The 17,475-nt window shown below is 63.0% G+C and carries 17 protein-coding genes and 1 pseudogene; 8 read left to right on the forward strand and 10 right to left on the reverse strand.

The features are described from left to right. The first annotated feature begins 63 nt into the window (after window positions 1–63). From hisI to G7009_RS28360, 8 genes and pseudogenes are all read left to right on the forward strand, one after another. Window positions 64–456: a phosphoribosyl-AMP cyclohydrolase gene (gene hisI, locus G7009_RS24345; protein ID WP_181132586.1), complete on the forward strand. Its 393-nt coding sequence runs from the start codon at window positions 64–66 to the stop codon at window positions 454–456. 1 nt (window position 457) lies between these two features. Continuing rightward, window positions 458–793, forward strand: coding sequence for a phosphoribosyl-ATP diphosphatase (locus G7009_RS24350; RefSeq protein WP_181132587.1), 336 nt, complete (start codon window positions 458–460; stop codon window positions 791–793). A 25-nt stretch (window positions 794–818) separates the two neighbouring features. Continuing rightward, window positions 819–1,097: a twin-arginine translocase TatA/TatE family subunit gene (locus G7009_RS24355; protein ID WP_181132588.1), complete on the forward strand. Its 279-nt coding sequence runs from the start codon at window positions 819–821 to the stop codon at window positions 1,095–1,097. A gap of 3 nt (window positions 1,098–1,100) precedes the next feature. Next, complete coding sequence (tatB, locus tag G7009_RS24360; RefSeq protein ID WP_181132589.1) at window positions 1,101–1,478, forward strand: Sec-independent protein translocase protein TatB; 378 nt, start codon at window positions 1,101–1,103, stop codon at window positions 1,476–1,478. Further along, the gene (tatC, locus tag G7009_RS24365; protein WP_181132590.1) at window positions 1,475–2,266 is read left to right on the forward strand and encodes a twin-arginine translocase subunit TatC; all 792 of its coding nucleotides are present in this window, start codon (window positions 1,475–1,477) and stop codon (window positions 2,264–2,266) included. The genes tatB and tatC overlap by 4 nt, the downstream gene beginning before the upstream one ends. Then, entirely contained in the window at window positions 2,263–2,970 is a 708-nt protein-coding gene (locus G7009_RS24370) for a 16S rRNA (uracil(1498)-N(3))-methyltransferase (protein ID WP_181132591.1), read from the forward strand. Before tatC ends, G7009_RS24370 begins: the two co-directional genes overlap by 4 nt. Before the next feature lie 260 nt (window positions 2,971–3,230). After that, window positions 3,231–4,127, forward strand: a pseudogene (locus G7009_RS28355) (methyl-accepting chemotaxis protein); the annotation flags it as partial. A 144-nt stretch (window positions 4,128–4,271) separates the two neighbouring features. After that, window positions 4,272–4,985 carry a methyl-accepting chemotaxis protein gene (locus tag G7009_RS28360; RefSeq protein ID WP_445677197.1) on the forward strand — a complete coding sequence of 238 codons (714 nt, stop codon included), beginning with the start codon at window positions 4,272–4,274 and terminating at the stop codon, window positions 4,983–4,985. A gap of 19 nt (window positions 4,986–5,004) precedes the next feature. Here G7009_RS28360 and G7009_RS24380 read toward each other — a convergent pair whose 3' ends face one another. The 10 genes from G7009_RS24380 to hutH all read right to left on the reverse strand — a co-directional run bounded on the left by G7009_RS24380 (window position 5,005) and on the right by hutH (window position 17,455). Beyond that, window positions 5,005–5,739: an amino acid ABC transporter ATP-binding protein gene (locus tag G7009_RS24380; protein WP_181132593.1), complete on the reverse strand. Its 735-nt coding sequence runs from the start codon at window positions 5,737–5,739 to the stop codon at window positions 5,005–5,007. Further along, a complete protein-coding gene (locus tag G7009_RS24385) occupies window positions 5,732–6,694 on the reverse strand; it encodes an amino acid ABC transporter permease (protein WP_181132594.1) in 963 nt (320 codons plus the stop codon). Before G7009_RS24385 ends, G7009_RS24380 begins: the two co-directional genes overlap by 8 nt. A 77-nt stretch (window positions 6,695–6,771) precedes the next feature. After that, window positions 6,772–7,569: a transporter substrate-binding domain-containing protein gene (locus G7009_RS24390; protein WP_181132631.1), complete on the reverse strand. Its 798-nt coding sequence runs from the start codon at window positions 7,567–7,569 to the stop codon at window positions 6,772–6,774. Window positions 7,570–7,755: 186 nt separating this feature from the next. After that, window positions 7,756–10,329, reverse strand: a complete 2,574-nt coding sequence (mdoH, locus tag G7009_RS24395) for a glucans biosynthesis glucosyltransferase MdoH (protein ID WP_181132595.1) — start codon at window positions 10,327–10,329, stop codon at window positions 7,756–7,758. Beyond that, window positions 10,322–12,037, reverse strand: a complete 1,716-nt coding sequence (locus G7009_RS24400; RefSeq protein WP_308813351.1) for a glucan biosynthesis protein G — start codon at window positions 12,035–12,037, stop codon at window positions 10,322–10,324. Before G7009_RS24400 ends, mdoH begins: the two co-directional genes overlap by 8 nt. A gap of 262 nt (window positions 12,038–12,299) precedes the next feature. After that, window positions 12,300–12,737, reverse strand: coding sequence for a D-aminoacyl-tRNA deacylase (gene dtd / locus G7009_RS24405; protein WP_181132597.1), 438 nt, complete (start codon window positions 12,735–12,737; stop codon window positions 12,300–12,302). After that, window positions 12,734–13,705, reverse strand: a complete 972-nt coding sequence (gene pip / locus G7009_RS24410) for a prolyl aminopeptidase (RefSeq protein ID WP_181132598.1) — start codon at window positions 13,703–13,705, stop codon at window positions 12,734–12,736. Before pip ends, dtd begins: the two co-directional genes overlap by 4 nt. A gap of 116 nt (window positions 13,706–13,821) precedes the next feature. Continuing rightward, window positions 13,822–14,625: an N-formylglutamate deformylase gene (gene hutG, locus G7009_RS24415; protein ID WP_181132599.1), complete on the reverse strand. Its 804-nt coding sequence runs from the start codon at window positions 14,623–14,625 to the stop codon at window positions 13,822–13,824. A gap of 9 nt (window positions 14,626–14,634) precedes the next feature. Next, complete coding sequence (gene hutI / locus G7009_RS24420) at window positions 14,635–15,840, reverse strand: imidazolonepropionase (protein ID WP_181132600.1); 1,206 nt, start codon at window positions 15,838–15,840, stop codon at window positions 14,635–14,637. Window positions 15,841–15,922: 82 nt separating this feature from the next. Next, window positions 15,923–17,455, reverse strand: a complete 1,533-nt coding sequence (hutH, locus tag G7009_RS24425; protein WP_181132601.1) for a histidine ammonia-lyase — start codon at window positions 17,453–17,455, stop codon at window positions 15,923–15,925. Window positions 17,456–17,475 lie beyond the last annotated feature (20 nt).

Consider the following 17,475-nt stretch of genomic DNA (forward strand, 5'->3'; position numbering starts at 1 on the left):
CGCGCCGCTGGCTGGCACACTAGCGCCAGGGCCCCAGGAGCGGGCCTGGTTTTGGAGCCGAAGATGAAAGACTGGCTGGACGAGATCAAGTGGAACAGCGATGGCCTGGTACCGGCCATTGCCCAGGACCACAAGACCGGGCGTGTATTGATGATGGCCTGGATGAACCGTGAATCCCTGGCCCTGACGGCTGCCGAGCAACGGGCCATCTACTGGTCGCGCTCGCGTGGCAAACTGTGGCGCAAGGGTGAGGAATCGGGCCATGTGCAGAAACTGCACGAGATGCGCCTGGACTGCGATGCCGACGTGATCGTACTGATGGTCGAGCAACTGGGCCATATCGCCTGCCACACCGGTCGCGAGAGCTGCTTCTATCGCGTGTACGAAGACGGCCGATGGATCACCGTCGATCCGGTCATCAAGGACCCTGATGCCATCTACAACGCAGGACATTGACATGAGCGACACTCTGACCCGCCTTGCCCAAGTTCTTGAAGAACGCAAAGGCGCGGCCCCTGACAGCTCCTATGTGGCCAGTCTCTACCACAAGGGCCTGAACAAGATCCTCGAGAAGCTCGGCGAAGAGTCGATCGAGACGATCATCGCCGCCAAGGATGCCGCCATCAGCAAGGATTGCAGCGATGTCATCTACGAGACCGCGGACCTGTGGTTTCATAGCCTGGTCATGCTGAGCGCGTTGGGGCAGCATCCACAAGCCGTGCTGGACGAACTGGACCGCCGCTTCGGCCTGTCCGGGCACGCCGAAAAAGCCGCACGACAGCCATCGGCCTGACTGAAATGAACTCGAGGAGAGCATCATGGGTATTTTTGACTGGAAACACTGGATCGTCCTGCTGGTGGTCGTGGTACTGGTGTTCGGCACCAAGAAACTGAAGAACCTGGGCGGCGACCTGGGCGAGTCGATCAAGGGCTTTCGCAAAGCCATGAACGATGAAGAGCAGAAACCCGTCGAGCCGACCCCACCGCCCGCGCAACCCATGCCGCCGGTACAGCCACACGGCACCGCCCCGCTGAACCAGCCGCAGACCCTCGAAGGCCAGGCCCACCCGGTCCAAGACCCGATTCGGAAAGACTGACCAATGTTCGGGATCAGCTTCAGTGAGCTGCTGCTCGTAGGCCTGATTTCCCTGCTGGTGCTCGGCCCCGAGCGCTTGCCGGGCGCCGCGCGTACCGCAGGCCTGTGGATCGGCCGACTCAAACGCAGCTTCAACAGCATCCGGCAGGAGGTCGAGCGCGAAATCGGCGCCGATGACATCCGTCGTCAGCTACACAACGAGCACATCCTCTCGATGGAGCAGGAGGCACGCCGCATCCTCAACCCGCAGGCGCCGAAAACACCACCGGCGGCTCCCACAGCGTCGCCCGCCAGCTCCAACGATGCGCCCGCGCCAGTCGATACCACCGCACCTGCGCCCGTTACCCCGGCCGAGCCACCTCAACCGCCACGAGCCCCATGAGCGAAATCCCGGAACACGACCAGCCGATGCCGCTGGTCTCGCACCTGACCGAACTGCGTACCCGCCTTCTGCGCTGCGTGGCCGCCATCTTCCTGATCTTCGCCGGGCTGTTCGCCTTCGCCCAGCAGATCTACACGCTGGTCTCGGCACCGTTGCGCGAGCACTTGCCCGCCAACGCGACGATGATCGCCACCGATGTCGCCTCGCCGTTCCTGACGCCGTTCAAGCTGACCATGATCGTCTCGCTGTTCCTGGCCATGCCGGTCATCCTGCAGCAGATCTGGGGCTTCATCGCACCGGGCCTGTATCGTCATGAAAAGCGCATCGCCATCCCGCTGTTGATCTCCAGCATCATCCTCTTCTACGCGGGCATGGCCTTCGCCTATTTCCTGGTGTTCCCGCTGATTTTCGGCTTCTTCGCCAGCGCCACTCCCGAGGGCGTGTCGATGATGACGGACATCGCCAGCTACCTGGATTTCGTCATGACCTTGTTCTTCGCCTTCGGCGTGGCGTTCGAGATCCCCGTGGCCGTGGTCCTGCTGGTGTGGATCGGCGTGGTCGACGTCAAGTATCTGAAGAAGATCCGTCCCTACGTGATCATCGGCTGCTTCGTCGTCGGCATGGTCCTCACTCCGCCCGATATCTTCTCGCAGACATTGCTGGCGGTGCCCATGTGGCTGCTGTTCGAGATCGGCGTGCTGTTCGGTGGCCTGATCCGCAAGCGCAGCCGTGAGAACGACGAGACCGCCGACCACCATGACGATCAGCCACCAGCGACCCAGCCATGAACCTGCTTGTGCTTGATGACGCCGACTTCATCGCGGCGGATCGCGTGGTCCTGGCCGACCGGCGCTTCACCCACATGCAGGAGATCCACCGTGTCGAAGTCGGTGACAGCCTGCGGGTAGGCCGGCTGGGCGGCTTGATGGGCAAGGCCACGGTCGTGCGGCTGGAAGGTCATCAGGCCGAACTCGAGGTCGGCTTCGACCAGCCGCCACCAGCCAAGCTGCCACTCACGCTGGTGCTTGCCCTGCCCCGCCCGAAGATGCTGCGTCGGGTCTTCCAGACCGTGGCCACCCTGGGCGTGCAACGCTTGATCCTGGTCAACAGCTACCGTGTCGAGAAAAGTTTCTGGCAGACACCCTTTCTCACCCCCGAGGCGATCCGCGAGAACCTCATCCTCGGCCTGGAGCAGGCTCGCGATACCGTCCTGCCCGAGGTGATCATCGAGAAGCGCTTCAAACCGTTCGTCGAAGACCGCCTGCCCGCCATCGCCGAAGGCACCCTGGGTCTGGTCGGCCATCCGGGGCAATACCCTGCCTGCCCGCGCGCCGTCGATCGCTCCGTGACCCTGGCCATTGGCCCTGAAGGCGGCTGGATACCCTACGAGATAGAGCTGCTGGGCAAGGCCGGCCTGGCGCCCGTACAGCTTGGCGACCGAATCCTGCGCGTGGAAACAGCGGTGACCGCGCTTCTATCGCGAATTTTCTGACAAGCTTTTCGGATAACTCCTAGGTCAAGTTCTGACAGTGCAGGCCGATGCAAGGCCAAGCACATCAAAACGCCGAACGAGCGTCAGGGAGTCGATCCATGTACCGTTGGTTGAACCAGTCTTTGGGAAACACGAGCGTCAATCGCAAATTGGGCTTTGGCTTTGGCCTGGTGCTGTTGCTGACCTTGGCCATCACCATGACCGGCTGGACTGGCCTGGATGGTGTCATCAACCGTGGCGACACGCTGGGCAAGATCTCGATGATCCACCAGGGTACGCAAGATCTGCGCATTGCCCGTCAGCAATACGAGCGTCAACACGATGCCACGAGCGTGACGCAGATGGAAAAAACCCTCGACACCCTTGAGCAGAGCCTGCAGATCGTGCTGGGCAAGGTCGCCTTGCCGGCCGACCACGAGCGCCTGCTGCAACAGGAAGAAGCGGTGCGCCAGTACCGGCGAGCGTTCTCCGAACTCACCCAAGCCGCACAGTTGCGCGAAGCAAGCCGTGCGCTATTGGGCGACAGCGCCGACCATGCCGCCGCACTGATCGGCCAGGTCGAGCAGCGCCTACTGCAAGCGGGCGATATCACCCACTTCGCCAGCACCGCGCAGGCCAACGCATTGCTGCAACAGGCTCGTTTCGCGGTACGTGGTTATACCTACAGTGGCCAGGCCGAATACCAGCAAAGCGCACTGCAAGCCATTGACCAGGCAGCATCGGGGCTCCAAGCCCTGACGAGCCAATTGCCCGCCGATTATGCCTCTGCGTTAAACGAGGCTAGCCAGGCACTGGCAGCCTATCGTTCGGCGGTAGACCAGTTCGGCACGGCCCAGGTCGCCAGCGACCAGGCACTGCGGCATATGGCTGACCAAGGCCAGGTGCTGATCGATACCAGCCAGGCGCTGACCCGTTCGCAGACCGAAGTGCGCAATCAAGATAGCCGTCAGGCCAAGTCGATGCTCGCGGGCGCTACACTACTCGCCTTGGTCCTGGGTATCATCGCCGCCTGGATCATCACCCGGCAGATCACCCTGCCACTGCGCGAAACCCTGGCCGCCGCCGAGCGGGTGGCGAGCGGCGACCTGCGCCAGGACGTGCGCATGGATCGACGCGACGAAATGGGCCAACTGCAGGCCAGCATGCAGCGCATGACCTTGGGCCTGCGCGAGCTGATCGGCGGCATCGGCGATGGCGTCACGCAGATCGCCAGTGCCGCCGAGGAACTCTCGGCGGTTACCGAGCAGACCAGCGCCGGCGTCACCAATCAGAAGGTCGAGACCGACCAGGTAGCCACCGCCATGAACCAGATGACCGCAACGGTTCATGAAGTCGCGCGCAATGCGGAACAGGCATCGGAAGCGGCGCTCGTGGCCGATCAGCAGGCTCGCGAGGGCGATCGCGTGGTCGGCGAGGCGATCGCCCAGATCGAACTGCTGGCCCGCGAGGTGGCAAACTCCAGCGAGGCCATGAACCAGCTCAAGAACGAAAGCGACAAGATCGGCAGCGTCCTGGACGTCATCAAGTCCGTTGCCCAGCAGACCAACCTCCTCGCGCTCAATGCGGCCATCGAGGCGGCACGTGCCGGTGAAGCGGGCCGTGGCTTCGCGGTGGTCGCCGATGAAGTGCGCAGCCTGGCCCAGCGTACGCAGAAATCCACCGAGGAAATCGAAGCGCTGATCGCCGGGCTGCAGAGCGGTACCCAGCAAGTCGCCAGTGCCATGGACAGCAGCCGCAGCCTTACCGACAACAGCGTCGAGCTGACCCGGCGCGCCGGTGGTTCACTGGAAACCATTACCCGCACGGTATCGTCCATCCAGGCAATGAACCAGCAGATTGCCACCGCTGCCGAACAGCAGAGTGCCGTGGCGGAGGAAATCAATCGTGGAGTCATGAACGTGCGTGACATCTCCGATCAGACGTCCGCCGCGAGTGAAGAGACGGCCAGCTCGAGCGTCGAACTGGCACGCCTGGGCACGCACCTGCAGGGCCTGGTCGGAAGATTCCGGCTGTAGGCCCCGTATCGGGCAGTAGTTACAGCACCTGGCGCAGGAAGGCCTGGGCCCGCGGATCACGAGGGGCAGCGAAGAATTGCTGGGGTGGGGAATCCTCCAGCAATTTACCGTGATCGAAGAACAGCACCCGGTCCGCGACCTCGCGGGCAAAGCCCATCTCGTGGGTCACGCAGACCATGGTCATGCCTTCCTGCGCCAGGGTCTTCATGACATCCAGCACCTCGCCGACCATCTCGGGGTCGAGCGCCGAGGTCGGTTCGTCGAACAGCATGACCTTGGGCCCCATCGCCAGGGCGCGCGCAATGGCCACGCGTTGTTGCTGGCCGCCAGAGAGCCGCGATGGATACTCGTTGGCTTTCTCGGCAATGCCTACTTTCTCCAGCAGGGCACGAGCCTTCGCCTCGCGTTCGGCCTTGCCACGCTTGCGCACCACTTTCTGCGCCAGGCAGAGGTTCTCGAGCACGGTCATGTGCGGGAACAGGTTGAAATGCTGGAAGACCATGCCGACTTCGCGCCGATAGGCATTGATGTCGGTCTTCGGGTCGTCCAGCGGCAAGCCGTCGATGGCCACATGGCCCTGGTCGAAATCTTCCAGGCCGTTGAGGCATCGAAGGAAGGTGGACTTGCCCGAGCCGGATGGCCCCAGCACGACCACCACTTCGCCCTTGTCCACGCGCGTGGTGACATTGTCCACGGCACGCACCACGTGGCCACGGGTGTCGAAGACTTTCAGCAGATCACGGACTTCAATCACTTTGTGCTAGCCTCCGCTCGAGCCGGCTGGCGAAATGCGACAGCGGCAGGTTGATCAGCAGGTACAAACCTGCCACGCAGAACCAGATCTCGAACGTGGAGAAGGACGTCGTGATCGCCTCGCGACCGCTCTTGGTCAGCTCGGTGATGGCAATGACCGACACCAGCGACGTGTCCTTGACCAAGCTGATGAACTGCCCCGCCAGCGGCGGCAGTACTCGTTTGAAGGCCTGTGGCAGGATCACGTGGCGCATCGACTGCCCGGCATTGAGCCCCAGGGAGCGCGCTGCTTCGTTCTGGCCCTTGGCGATGGACTGCACGCCGGCACGAACGATTTCGGCCACGTAAGCGCCGGTGAACAGTGCCAAGGCGGCCACGCCAGCGAACTCTCGAGACAGGTTGAGCACGGTGCCGATGAAGAAATAGAAGATGAAGATCTGCACCAGCAGCGGCGTACCACGCACCAGCTCGACATACACCGTCGACAGATCGCGTACCGTCGGGTTGTTCGACAGCCGGCACAGGCCGGCGAACAGGCCGATCAGCAAGCCGAACGCCCCGGACACCACGGAAAGCCACAAGGTAGTCCAAAGCCCCCAGGCCAAGGGCCCTGCTGCCCAGTGCCGAGTCACGCCGATCACGTCGCCCTCGGCGAAGTCGTCACCGCGACTGAACTGCAGACTGTCCTGCGCCACCTCCAGCACCTGCTCTGCGCCGTCCTCGTCACGCAGGGTGACACGGGCGGTTTCGCCCTGGCGGACGATGTCCTGCACCGTGCCGTTACCGGAAGCCCGCTGGGCTTCTTCGGCCTGATAGGCGAAATACTGCGGCACCCGGTTCCAGCGCCACTCGTAGGAGATCATCGAAGTGGCAAGGTACAGGCTGAGCGCGAGGCCCACCAGGACCAGCGCGGTCAGCGCGTGCCAGGGCCACTGGGCTTTCTTGTGTTTGATCACGTCGGGGAGTTCCGTAAATGCGAACGCGCAGGACTGGCCTGCGCGTCGGGGTCATAGCCTGGGTGTGTAGCCTGGGCTTATTCCATTTCCTTCAGCCAGTCGGTGTTCTTGAACCACTTGTCGTGGATTCGATCGTAGGTACCGTCGTGCTTGATCTGGTGGAGGAAGTTGTTGATGAAATTGATGCTGTCGTAGTCACCCTTCTTCAAGCCGAAGGCCAGTGGCTCGTAGGTGAACGGTTCGTCCAGGAACACCAGCTTGCCGGCACCCGCCTTGTTTACCGCCACGACGTTGTAGGGGGCATCGTAGACAAAGGCATCTGCCTTGCCGTTGACTACGTCCATCACCGCTTCCTGCTCGTTGTCATAGCCGTGGTACTTGGCCTTGCTGATCAGCTTCTTGGCGACCATCTCACCGGTGGTACCGAGCTTGGAGGTGATGCGGTATTCAGCGGCGTTCAGGTCCTTGTAGGTCTTGACCTTGTCTGCCAGTTCCTTGCGAATCAGCAGGGTCTGACCCACCACGATGAAGGGTTCGCTGAAGTTCAGGCGCAGGTTGCGTTCCTGGGTCAGGGTCATGCCGGAACCGATGAAGTCGAACTTGTTGGTCAACAGGGCCGGGATGATGCCGTCATAAGCGGTAGAGACCGTCTCGAGCTTGACGCCCATGGACTTGGCCATCGCCTTGAGAATATCCACCTCGAAACCGATGACTTCACCGCGCTTGTTGGTCATCTGGAACGGCATGTAGGTCGGGTCCATGCCTACCCGCAAAGTGCCACGTTTGACCGCATCATCGATGGCGCCGGCCTGAGCGGCAGCGACTGCGACCAGCGCAGTGACACCGACCAGCAGTCGCGACAGGTATTTCTTCATCATCACCAAGTCCCCTAGCAAGTAAACGCGAGCTTTATTATTGGCGGCGAACGGCCAAACGGGCCGATCCGACATATTCGGGAAGGGATGCTAACCCATGCGCGGGTCGACACATATAGCAGAAGGGACTTTGTTGGCCAAAAAGAATCGCGGGCTTGCCGGGTAACCGGCAAGCCCGCGATCACTTCATGCGCCGACCAGCGAGGGCTGGGGCTGTGCCTCGGGGTGCAGAGGCAGCAAGGGTGAGTGCGGATCGTTGTCGATGGAGCTGCGCCAGACGTCCAGCCACTCTGCCTTGTGCTCCGTCCAGACCAGATCATGCAGCCGCGACAGCGCCACAGGATCGCTCAGCAGGGCAAGGCGCGTGTTGCCATCGATACCCTTGGGCCCGGCTTGCAGCGCTTTGGCGATACGTTCGGCCCGCAGAGCCTCGATCGGCTCGGCCTGACCGTGGCGGGCAGTACCCATGGCGCAAGCCAGGGCGTTCTGGCGCGGGTCGACCACGGCGCGGACGAAGCCGTCACGCATGGCGTGCCAACGGTTCTCATGGGTGTACTGATCGGTTGCCAGCAGCTCGTGCGGGGTGGCGTATTCCTCGGGGATCAGGAACAGACGCTCATCTCTGGCGCGCAGGCCCAGGTTGACGCGGCTGGAGATCACCGACACAGGGATCGACAATACCAACGAGCCGACGATAGGGGTCAGCCACCAGAGGAAGCTCGGGTTCAGCCAGGCCACCAGCAGGGCCCAGGCGATGCCCAGCAGCGTCTGAGGACCATGACGGCGCACGGCCTCGCTCCAGGGCGTGGAGTCATCGTCACGCTGCGGCGAGTTCCAGGTCGCCGCCCAGCCCAGGAAGGCCGCCAGGACGAAGCGCGTGTGGAAGATCATGCGCACCGGCGCCAGCAACATGGAGAAGAGCATCTCCAGCAGCATGGACAGGGTGACCCGGGTACGCCCCCCGAACTCCTTGGCACCCTTGGCCCAGATCAGGATGATGCTCAGCAGCTTGGGCAGGAACAGCAGCACGATGGTGGTAGAGAACAGCGCGATCGCCCTCTCCGGATGCCACTGCGGCCACAGCGGATAGAGCTGGAACGGCTCGAGGAAGTACTGAGGCTCCATCAGGGTGTTGGTCGCCAGCAAGGCGGTCGACAGTACCAGGAAGAAGAACCACAGCGGAGCCGACAGGTACGACATGACCCCCGTGAGGAAGACCGCGCGGTGTACCGGGTGCATGCCCTTGACCAGGAACAGGCGGAAGTTCATCAGGTTGCCGTGGCACCAGCGACGGTCGCGCTTGAGCTCGTCGAGCAGGTTGGGAGGCAATTCCTCGTAGCTGCCCGGCAGGTCGTAGGCGATCCACACACCCCAGCCGGCACGGCGCATCAGCGCGGCTTCGACGAAGTCGTGGGAAAGGATCGCGCCGGCGAAGGCACCCTTGCCCGGCAGTGGCGCCAGGGCGCAATGCTCGATGAAGGGTTTCATGCGAATGATCGCGTTGTGGCCCCAGTAGTGCGATTCACCCAACTGCCAGAAGTGCAGGCCAGCGGTGAACAGTGGCCCATAGACACGGGTGGCGAACTGCTGCATGCGCGCATACAGGGTATCCATGCCCGACGCCTTGGGCGCGGTCTGGATGATACCGGCATCCGGCGTGGCTTCCATCAAGCGCACCAGGCTGGTCAGGCATTCGCCGCTCATCACGCTGTCGGCATCGAGCACGACCATGTAGCGGTACTCGCTGCCCCAGCGGCGGCAGAAGTCATCGAGGTTGCCGCTCTTGCGCTTGACCCGGCGGCGGCGACGGCGATAGAAGATACGCCCGAAGCCTTTGGCTTCACGACAGACCTCCAGCCACGCCTGCTGCTCGGCAACGGCGATATCGGGGTCGTTGGTGTCGCTGAGCACGAAGAAGTCGAAACGGTCGAGGTCGCCCGTGGCGGCGACCGATTCGAAGGTGGCTCGCAAGCCGGCGAAGACGCGGGGAACGTCTTCATTGCAGATCGGCATGACGATCGCGGTACGGGCACCCGGCTCGATGGGCTCGTTACCGGTACTCGCGCCGGAAATACGGTACTTGTCGCGTCCGGTAAGCAGCTCGAGGAAGCCCATCAACGCGGTCCAGAAGCCCGCCGAAACCCAGCAGAACAGGATGCCGAAGAGGATCAGGATGGTGGTCTGCAAGGCATAGGGCCAGACCTGCACCACGGTGTCCCACAACGACTGGTTGAAGACTTCGTCAAGATCGACGAACGACCAGCCCTGGTAGGGCAGGATGCCTTTCATGTACCAGCTGGCGACGACCGTCTGGCCAAGCATGAGGGCCAGGAGAATGTAGCGGCGCATGGAACCGACCCAGCGCCAGCGCGCCGAGGGCAGCTCACGCTCGGGCGGCGGTGGCACGTTGGTGCGGCCGGTCAACTGGCGCCAGATACGCACCAGCACGTTGGTCCGCCAAGGCTCGGGGATGACCCGGGTACGCTGGATCGGCGGTGCGATTTTCAGGCTCAGCCGCCCTTCCCCGTCGACGCCGAGCATTTCGGCCTCTTCGAGCTCTGCAGCGGTGCCCATCGTCAACCGGCTGCCCACCGAGGCTTGGACGGCCTCGGTGGACGTCGCGGCAGGTTGCGCCGACAGGCGCTGGTGCAGCTCGCCGAACGAGGAGCAGTCGGCCAGTTCGGCACGCTGCTCATCGCTCAGAGGAAGGTGGGCCAGGTATTCGCCGAGCGATTCCGGCTTGACGCTTGAGTTACTCATCGGCAGGCAACTGATAGCTCCAGGTCTCGGTCAGCACCTGTTCGGTGGTGGCCGGGGCCTCGGTAATGGATGCCGCATCGGCGGCAGGTTGCTCGGCAGGCTTATCAGCCTTGGCCTGTTGGGTCTGCTTGGTTGCAGCCTTGTCCTGCTTGCTGTCCTTGGCCGGTTCGGCCGGTACGTCACGCAGCAGCGCGGCACGCATCTCGACAGGTTTGGCCGCATCCTTGACCTTCAACCGCAGGGTCAGGCGCCAGCCCTTGGTCTCGGGGTTGTAGCGCAGGTTGTTCTCGGCCACCTCGCCGTTGTCACCCACGCTGACCTGGCTACGCACCGCGGTGTCTTCGGTCAGTGCGGCGAGCACCGGACCTTCGAAGTCGACCAGGAAGGCCACGCTGCCGTCAGGCTGGCGGATCAGGTTGGACTGCTTGACGTCACCCGTGGAGCGCAGGGTCTTCTTGACCCAGGCAAGCTCGGGCGAGTGGAACTGGGACTCGTTGATCGTCCAGTGCAGGCGATAGTCGAATTCGACCGGCTGACCGGGCTCCGGCAATTTCTCGGGGCTCCAATAGGCCACGATATTGTCGTTGGTCTCGTCGGCGGTCGGGATCTCTACCAGATCCACGGTACCTTTACCCCAGTCGCCACGTGGTTCGATCCAGGCGCTCGGACGCTTCTGGTAGTTGTCGTCCAGGTCTTCGTAGTGGGCGAACTCGCGCTGGCGCTGCAGCAGTCCGAAGCCACGCGGGTTTTCGACGCTGAAGTTGCTGACGGCCAGGTGCCGTGGATTGTTCAGGGGGCGCCATAGCCATTCGCCGTTGTCGGCATGGATGGACAGGCCTTCGGAGTCATGCAGCGCCGGGCGATAGTTGAGAATCTTCGAAGGCTGGTTGCTGCCGAACAGGAACATGCTGGTCAAGGGCGCGACGCCGAGGCGGCTCACATGATCGCGCAGGTAGACCCGCGACTTGACGTCGACGATGGTATCGGAGCCAGGGCGCAGGGTCAGCTTGTAGGCGCCGGTGGAACGTGGCGAGTCCAGCAGTGCGTAGATCACCAGGTGCTTGTCGGTCGGCTTGGGCTTCTCGACCCAGAACTCGCGGAAGCGCGGGAACTCCTCACCCGAAGGCAATGCCGTGTCGATGGCCAGGCCACGCGCCGAAAGACCGTAGATGTGGCCCTTGCCGACCACGCGGAAGTAGCTGGCGCCGAGCAGGGTCATGATCTCGTCCTGCTTGTCCGCCTTGTTGATCGGATAAAGCACGCGGAAACCGGCATAGCCCAGGTTTTCGGTGGTCTTGGCGTCGTGCGGTACATCACCGAAATCGAAACGGCTCGGGTCGTACTTGATTTCCTCGACCGTCGTGGCGGTGACTTCGTTGATCTTGACCGGGGTGTCGAAGTGCATGCCCTGGTGATAGAAGGACAGTTTGAACGGGGTCTTGTCCCCGGCCCACTCGGCCTTTTCCTGAATGAAATGAATCTTCTGGTAGTCCGCGAACTTCATGTCGCGGAACGTCGCCGGCAGGTTGCTTTTCGGTACTTCGTACTTCTCGCCAGCCAGGTCCTTTGCCTTGGACGCAACGTCGTCCAGGTTGAATGCCCACAGCTGGCCGGCGCTCAGCAGGCCGACCAGGGTCGCGCTTGCCAACAAGGCCTTGCGCAGCCGAATGCCGGGGGTTTTTGGTGCATTACAGGGACTTACAATCACGAGCAACCCTCGCCGAAAACAGATCATAAAACCAACGGCCAGCGGAAAATGCCAGGTTGGCGAGCACAGTTCGGACTCCGAAAGGGCGTAATGATTCCCCAAGCGATTCCGAAACGCACTCAAGTCAGGGTGAATTGAACCCGCGAACGTGGGTCCGTGCAGCGCGCGATTATCCAGCAGGCTGCATGACAACGCATCAGGCTCGAGTAACTATTTATCGTACAAAGCGATGGAATTCATACCGCCGACGGGCTTTTTCATCTCATATTTGTAACATGAATGTTACAGGGCCATCATTGATCAGGTGCACTTGCATATCGGCACCGAACCGGCCACTGGCAACGGCGGGATGCGATGCCTTGGCGCGCGCCAGCAAGTAGTCGAAAAGTTCCGCGCCCAGTGCCGGTGGCGCAGCGGTCGAGAAGCTCGGGCGCATGCCGCTGCGGGTATCGGCCGCGAGGGTGAACTGGGACACCAGCAGCAGGCCTCCGCCAACGTCCTTGAGCGACAGGTTCATCTTGCCGTCGGCATCGCCGAACACCCGATAGTTGAGCAGCCTGTGGAGCAGCTTGTCGGCATGCTCCCGAGTGTCGCCGGGCTCTACCGCTACCAGGACCAGCAGGCCATGGTCGATTGCGCCGACGACCTCTCCTTGCACTTCGACCCGCGCGGCACGCACTCGCTGAAGCAACCCCTTCATGCTTCATCCATCGGCAGGTCGAGCAGACGGCGAGCCATCTGCTCGGCGGCGCGCACCAGGGCATCGGTGATGCCCGGTTCGGAGGCCGCATGCCCGGCATCACGGATCACCTTCAGTTCGCTGTTCGGCCAGGCCTGATGCAGCTCCCAGGCATTGTCCAACGGGCAGATCACGTCATAGCGCCCGTGCACGATGACAGCGGGCAAGTGAGCGATCTTCGGCATGTCGCGGATCAGCTGGTTTGGTTCGAGGAAGGCGTTGTTCATGAAGTAATGGCATTCGATACGCGCGATCGACAAGGCGCGTTGCGGCTCGGAAAAACGATCGACGACCAGCGGATTGGGACGCAAGGTCGCCGTGCGCCCTTCCCAGGTGGACCAGGCCTTGGCTGCGTGCATCTGGGCGATCTGATCATTGCCGGTCAGACGCTTGTGGAATGCCTTGACCAGGTCCCCGCGCTCATCCTGGGGAATCGGCGCGATGTAGTCCTGCCAGTAATCGGGGAACAGGCGGCTGGCGCCCTCCTGATAGAACCAGTGGATCTCCTGGGGACGGCACAGGAAGATGCCGCGAAGGATCAGCCCATGGACGCGCTCGGGATAGGTCTGGGCATAGGCCAGGGCCAGTGTCGAACCCCAGGAGCCGCCAAACAGTACCCATTTGTCGACCCCTAGATGCTTGCGGATGCGCTCCATGTCTTCGACCTGGTGCCAGGTAGTGTTGTTTTCCAGGCTGGCATGCGGCGTCGAGCGACCACAGCCACGCTGGTCGAAGGTGATGATGCGGTACAGGTTGGGGTCGAAGTAGCAGCGGCTCTGGGCATCGCATCCCGCCCCCGGCCCACCATGGATGAACACCACCGGCAAACCTTCCGGAGAGCCACTTTCGTCGACATACAGTACATGGGGCGCTTCCACGGCCAGATCGTGCCGCGCGTAGGGTTTGATCTGCGGGTACAAGGTCTGCATTACGCACTCCGTGTGAGGATTTGTTCAGCCGTTGGGCATCATAAACCTGAATCGCGCTCAGAGCATGCCCCTGTGTAGCGCTTCGCAGCGCCCATGATGGCACGTCCGGCCTGAGGTCAGGAGCGATAGCGCTTCTCGCCCCAGGCAAGTGCCGTCTTCAGCAACGCCTCCAGAACTGCCTGCGTCGGCCGCGCAAGGTCCTCGCGGTAGGTGAACGGCTGTACTTCGTCCATGTAGGTGCTCTGCGCCAGCTCCAACTGCACCGCATGAACATGCTTGTCCGGGTCACCGTAATGCCGCGTAATATGGCCGCCCTTGAAGCGGCCGTTCAGAACATGACTGTAGCCCTTGGCCTCGCCACATACAGCCTGCAGACAACGCGCCAGGGCCGGGTCGCAGCTGGCACCGTTGAACGTGCCTAGGTTGAAGTCCGGCAGCTTGCCGTCGAACAAACGCGCGACCTGCGAGCGGATCGAGTGGGCGTCCCACAGCAGGGCGTAGCCGAACATGGCGCGCAGCCGCGCCAATTCGACATGGATCCCATGGTGGTAGGGCCGCCAGATCCGCTCCAGATAAGATGCTCGCTCTTCGGCAGAGGGCTCCTTCCCCGGCTCGAACAACGCCCCACCGTCGAACAGCGTGGCCGGATAGAGTCCCGTGGTCGCGCCTGCATACAGCGGCGTGTCGTCTTCTGGTCGATTCAGGTCGATAACGAATCGCGAATACTCTCCTGTCACCATGCTGGCGCCCAATTGACGGGCGAAGTGGTACAGGCGCGGAATATGCCAATCGGTATCGGGCAGGCCTCGCGCCGGCTGCACCAGGTGATCCCTGACGGCCGGGGTCAACCGCAATCCGGCATGGGGCATGCTGATCAGCAGCGGAAGCCGACCTTGATGAAAGCGCAGTACCTTGTCCATGACGCTCTCTCAGTAGGAAATTTCCTGGCCGCGGCGAACTACCCGCTTGTTCAGGTCGCCGCCGAGCCAATAGGCAAGGTCTGCCGGCCGCTCGATCTGCCACGCAACGAAGTCGGCCACCTTGCCTTCTTCCAGGGAACCGTGGCTGTGGCCCAGGCCCAACGCCGTGGCGGCATGCAAGGTGACGCCGGCCAGGGCTTGCTCCGGGGTCATGTGGAACAGGGTGCAGCCCATGTTCAACATCAGCCTCAGCGACAGCACCGGCGAGGTGCCGGGATTGAGGTCGCTGGCCAGGGCGATCTTCACGCCATGCTTGCGCAGCGCTTCCATGGGTGGGCGTCGGGTCTCGCGCAGGCAGTGGAAAGCGCCAGGTAGCAGCACTGCCACGGTACCCGCCGCCGCCATGGCGATGGCGTCCTGCTCGGTCATGAACTCCAGGTGATCGGCCGAGAGCCCCCGGTAGCGCGCCGCCAGGCCGGCGCCGCCCTGGGACGACAACTGCTCGGCATGCAACTTGACCGGCAGACCCAGCTCGCGAGCCTTGATGAATACCCGCTCTACCTGGACCGGCGAGAACGCCAGGTGCTCGCAGAAGGCGTCCACTGCATCCACCAGGCCTTCCTCGGCGAGGGTTGGGAGCATCTGCTCGCAGAGATAGCCGATATAGTCGTCGGCACGTCCGCTGAACTCCGGTGGCAGCGCGTGAGCCGCCAGGCAGGTACTGCGCACGGTCAGCGGCAAGGCCTCGCCCAGGCGACGGATGACCTTGAGCATCTTGCGCTCGTTGGCCAGATCCAGGCCATAGCCGGACTTGATCTCCAGCATGGTCACGCCATCGCGCATCAGGGCCTGGACGCGCGGCAAGGCGCTGGCGAACAGTTCATCCTCGCTGGCCGCTCGCGTCGCTCGAACCGTACTGGCAATCCCACCGCCCTGGGCCGCGATCTGCGCATAGCTGGCCCCTTGCAGACGCTGTTCGAACTCATCGCTGCGATTGCCGCCAAATACCGCGTGGGTGTGGCAGTCGATAAGCCCTGGAGTAACCCACGCACCGCCAAGGTCGACGGTGCGATCAGCCGGCGTCATCGGCAATGCTCGGTGTGGGCCGATCCATTCGATCAGCCCACCGCGGGTGACGATGGCGGCCTCTTCTATGATCGAGTAGGCGCCTTGCGCCATGCTTGCCACATGGCAGTGCAGCCAAAGGGTCCTCATGAGCGGTCTCCCTATCCAGCGGTGAAGTTTGGCCTGCTCGCGAGCCGACTTGTCCTGACCAACGAGCAGGCCCACATAGCAGTTACAGACTAGGCAGGATTCCGGACGGTAGCAGCCGCGTCAGGCAGCCCTGAGCCAGGAGTCGCACGGCGGCCTCGATGTCCGGGGCGAAGAAACGATCCTTGTCATAGTGCGGCACTTCCTGGCGCAATGCCTGGCGGGCCTCTTCCAGCTTGATCGAGGTCTTCAGGCCCTCGCGCAGGTCCAGCCCCTGGCAGGCGCCCAGCCACTCGATCGCGAGAATGCCGCGGCTATTCTCGGCCATCTCCCACAAGCGCTTGCCAGCGGCAGGCGCCATCGACACATGATCTTCCTGGTTGGCCGAGGTCGGCAGGCTATCGACGCTATGGGGATGGGACAGGGCCTTGTTCTCGCTGGCCAGGGCGGCAGCCGTGACCTGGGCGATCATGAAGCCGGAGTTGACCCCACCGTTCTCCACCAGAAAAGGCGGCAGTTGGGACATGTGCTTGTCCATCATCAGCGAAATTCGTCGCTCGCTCAGGGCGCCGATTTCCGCGAGAGCCAGCGCCATGTCGTCGGCGACCATGGCCACCGGCTCCGCGTGGAAATTGCCGCCCGAGACCACGTCGCCTTGCTCGGCGAACACCAGCGGGTTGTCCGAGACCGCGTTGGCCTCGACCGCCAGCACATCGGCGGCGTGGCGCAGCTGGGTCAGGCAGGCGCCCATGACCTGGGGCTGGCAGCGCAGGGAATAAGGGTCTTGTACCTTGCCGCAATGTTCGTGGGAGGCGGAGATCTCGCTGGCGTCTCCCAGCAGGTCGCGGTAGCAGGCGGCCGCGTCGATCTGGCCCTGCTGGCCGCGCGCGGCGTGGATACGCGCATCGAAAGGCGAGCGCGAACCGAGTACCGCTTCGACGGTGAGCCCGCCACACACCAAGGCGCTGGCAAAGAGATCTTCGCCCTCGAACAGGCCACGCAAGGCATAAGCCGTGGAGGCCTGGGTCCCATTGAGCAGGGCTAGGCCTTCCTTGGCGGCGAGCGTCAGTGGCTCCAGGCCCGCGACCGCCAGCGCCTCCGTGGCCGACAGCCATTGGCCCTGATGCCGAGCCCGGGACTCGCCGAGCAGCAGCAGCGACATGTGCGCCAGCGGTGCCAGGTCGCCGGACGCACCGACCGAGCCCTTCAGCGGTATATGCGGGTAGACCTCGGCGTTGACCAGCGCGATCAGGGCATCGATTACCTTGCGGCGGATACCGGAGAAGCCGCGGCTGAGGCTGTTGATCTTGAGCACCATGATCAGCCGCACCATGGCGTCGTCCAACGGTGCCCCTATCCCGGCGGCATGGGAAAGCACCAGCGAGCGCTGCAGGTTTTCCAAGTCTTGGCGGGCGATACGCGTGGAGGCCAGCAGCCCGAAGCCGGTATTGATGCCGTAGGCGGTAAGATTTTGCGCGAGGATATGCTCGACGCAGGCGACGCTGTCTTCGATCTGCCGATCGGCGCTGGCATCGAGCCGCAGCCGCACAGGGGATCGGTGGATAGCGCGTAACTGGGCCAGGGTCAGGGTGCCAGGCTTGAGGATCAGTTCGCTCACGTTGCTACTCCAATACGGGT

This window comes from Pseudomonas capeferrum (genome assembly GCF_013523055.1).
Taxonomy (GTDB): domain Bacteria; phylum Pseudomonadota; class Gammaproteobacteria; order Pseudomonadales; family Pseudomonadaceae; genus Aquipseudomonas; species Aquipseudomonas capeferrum_A.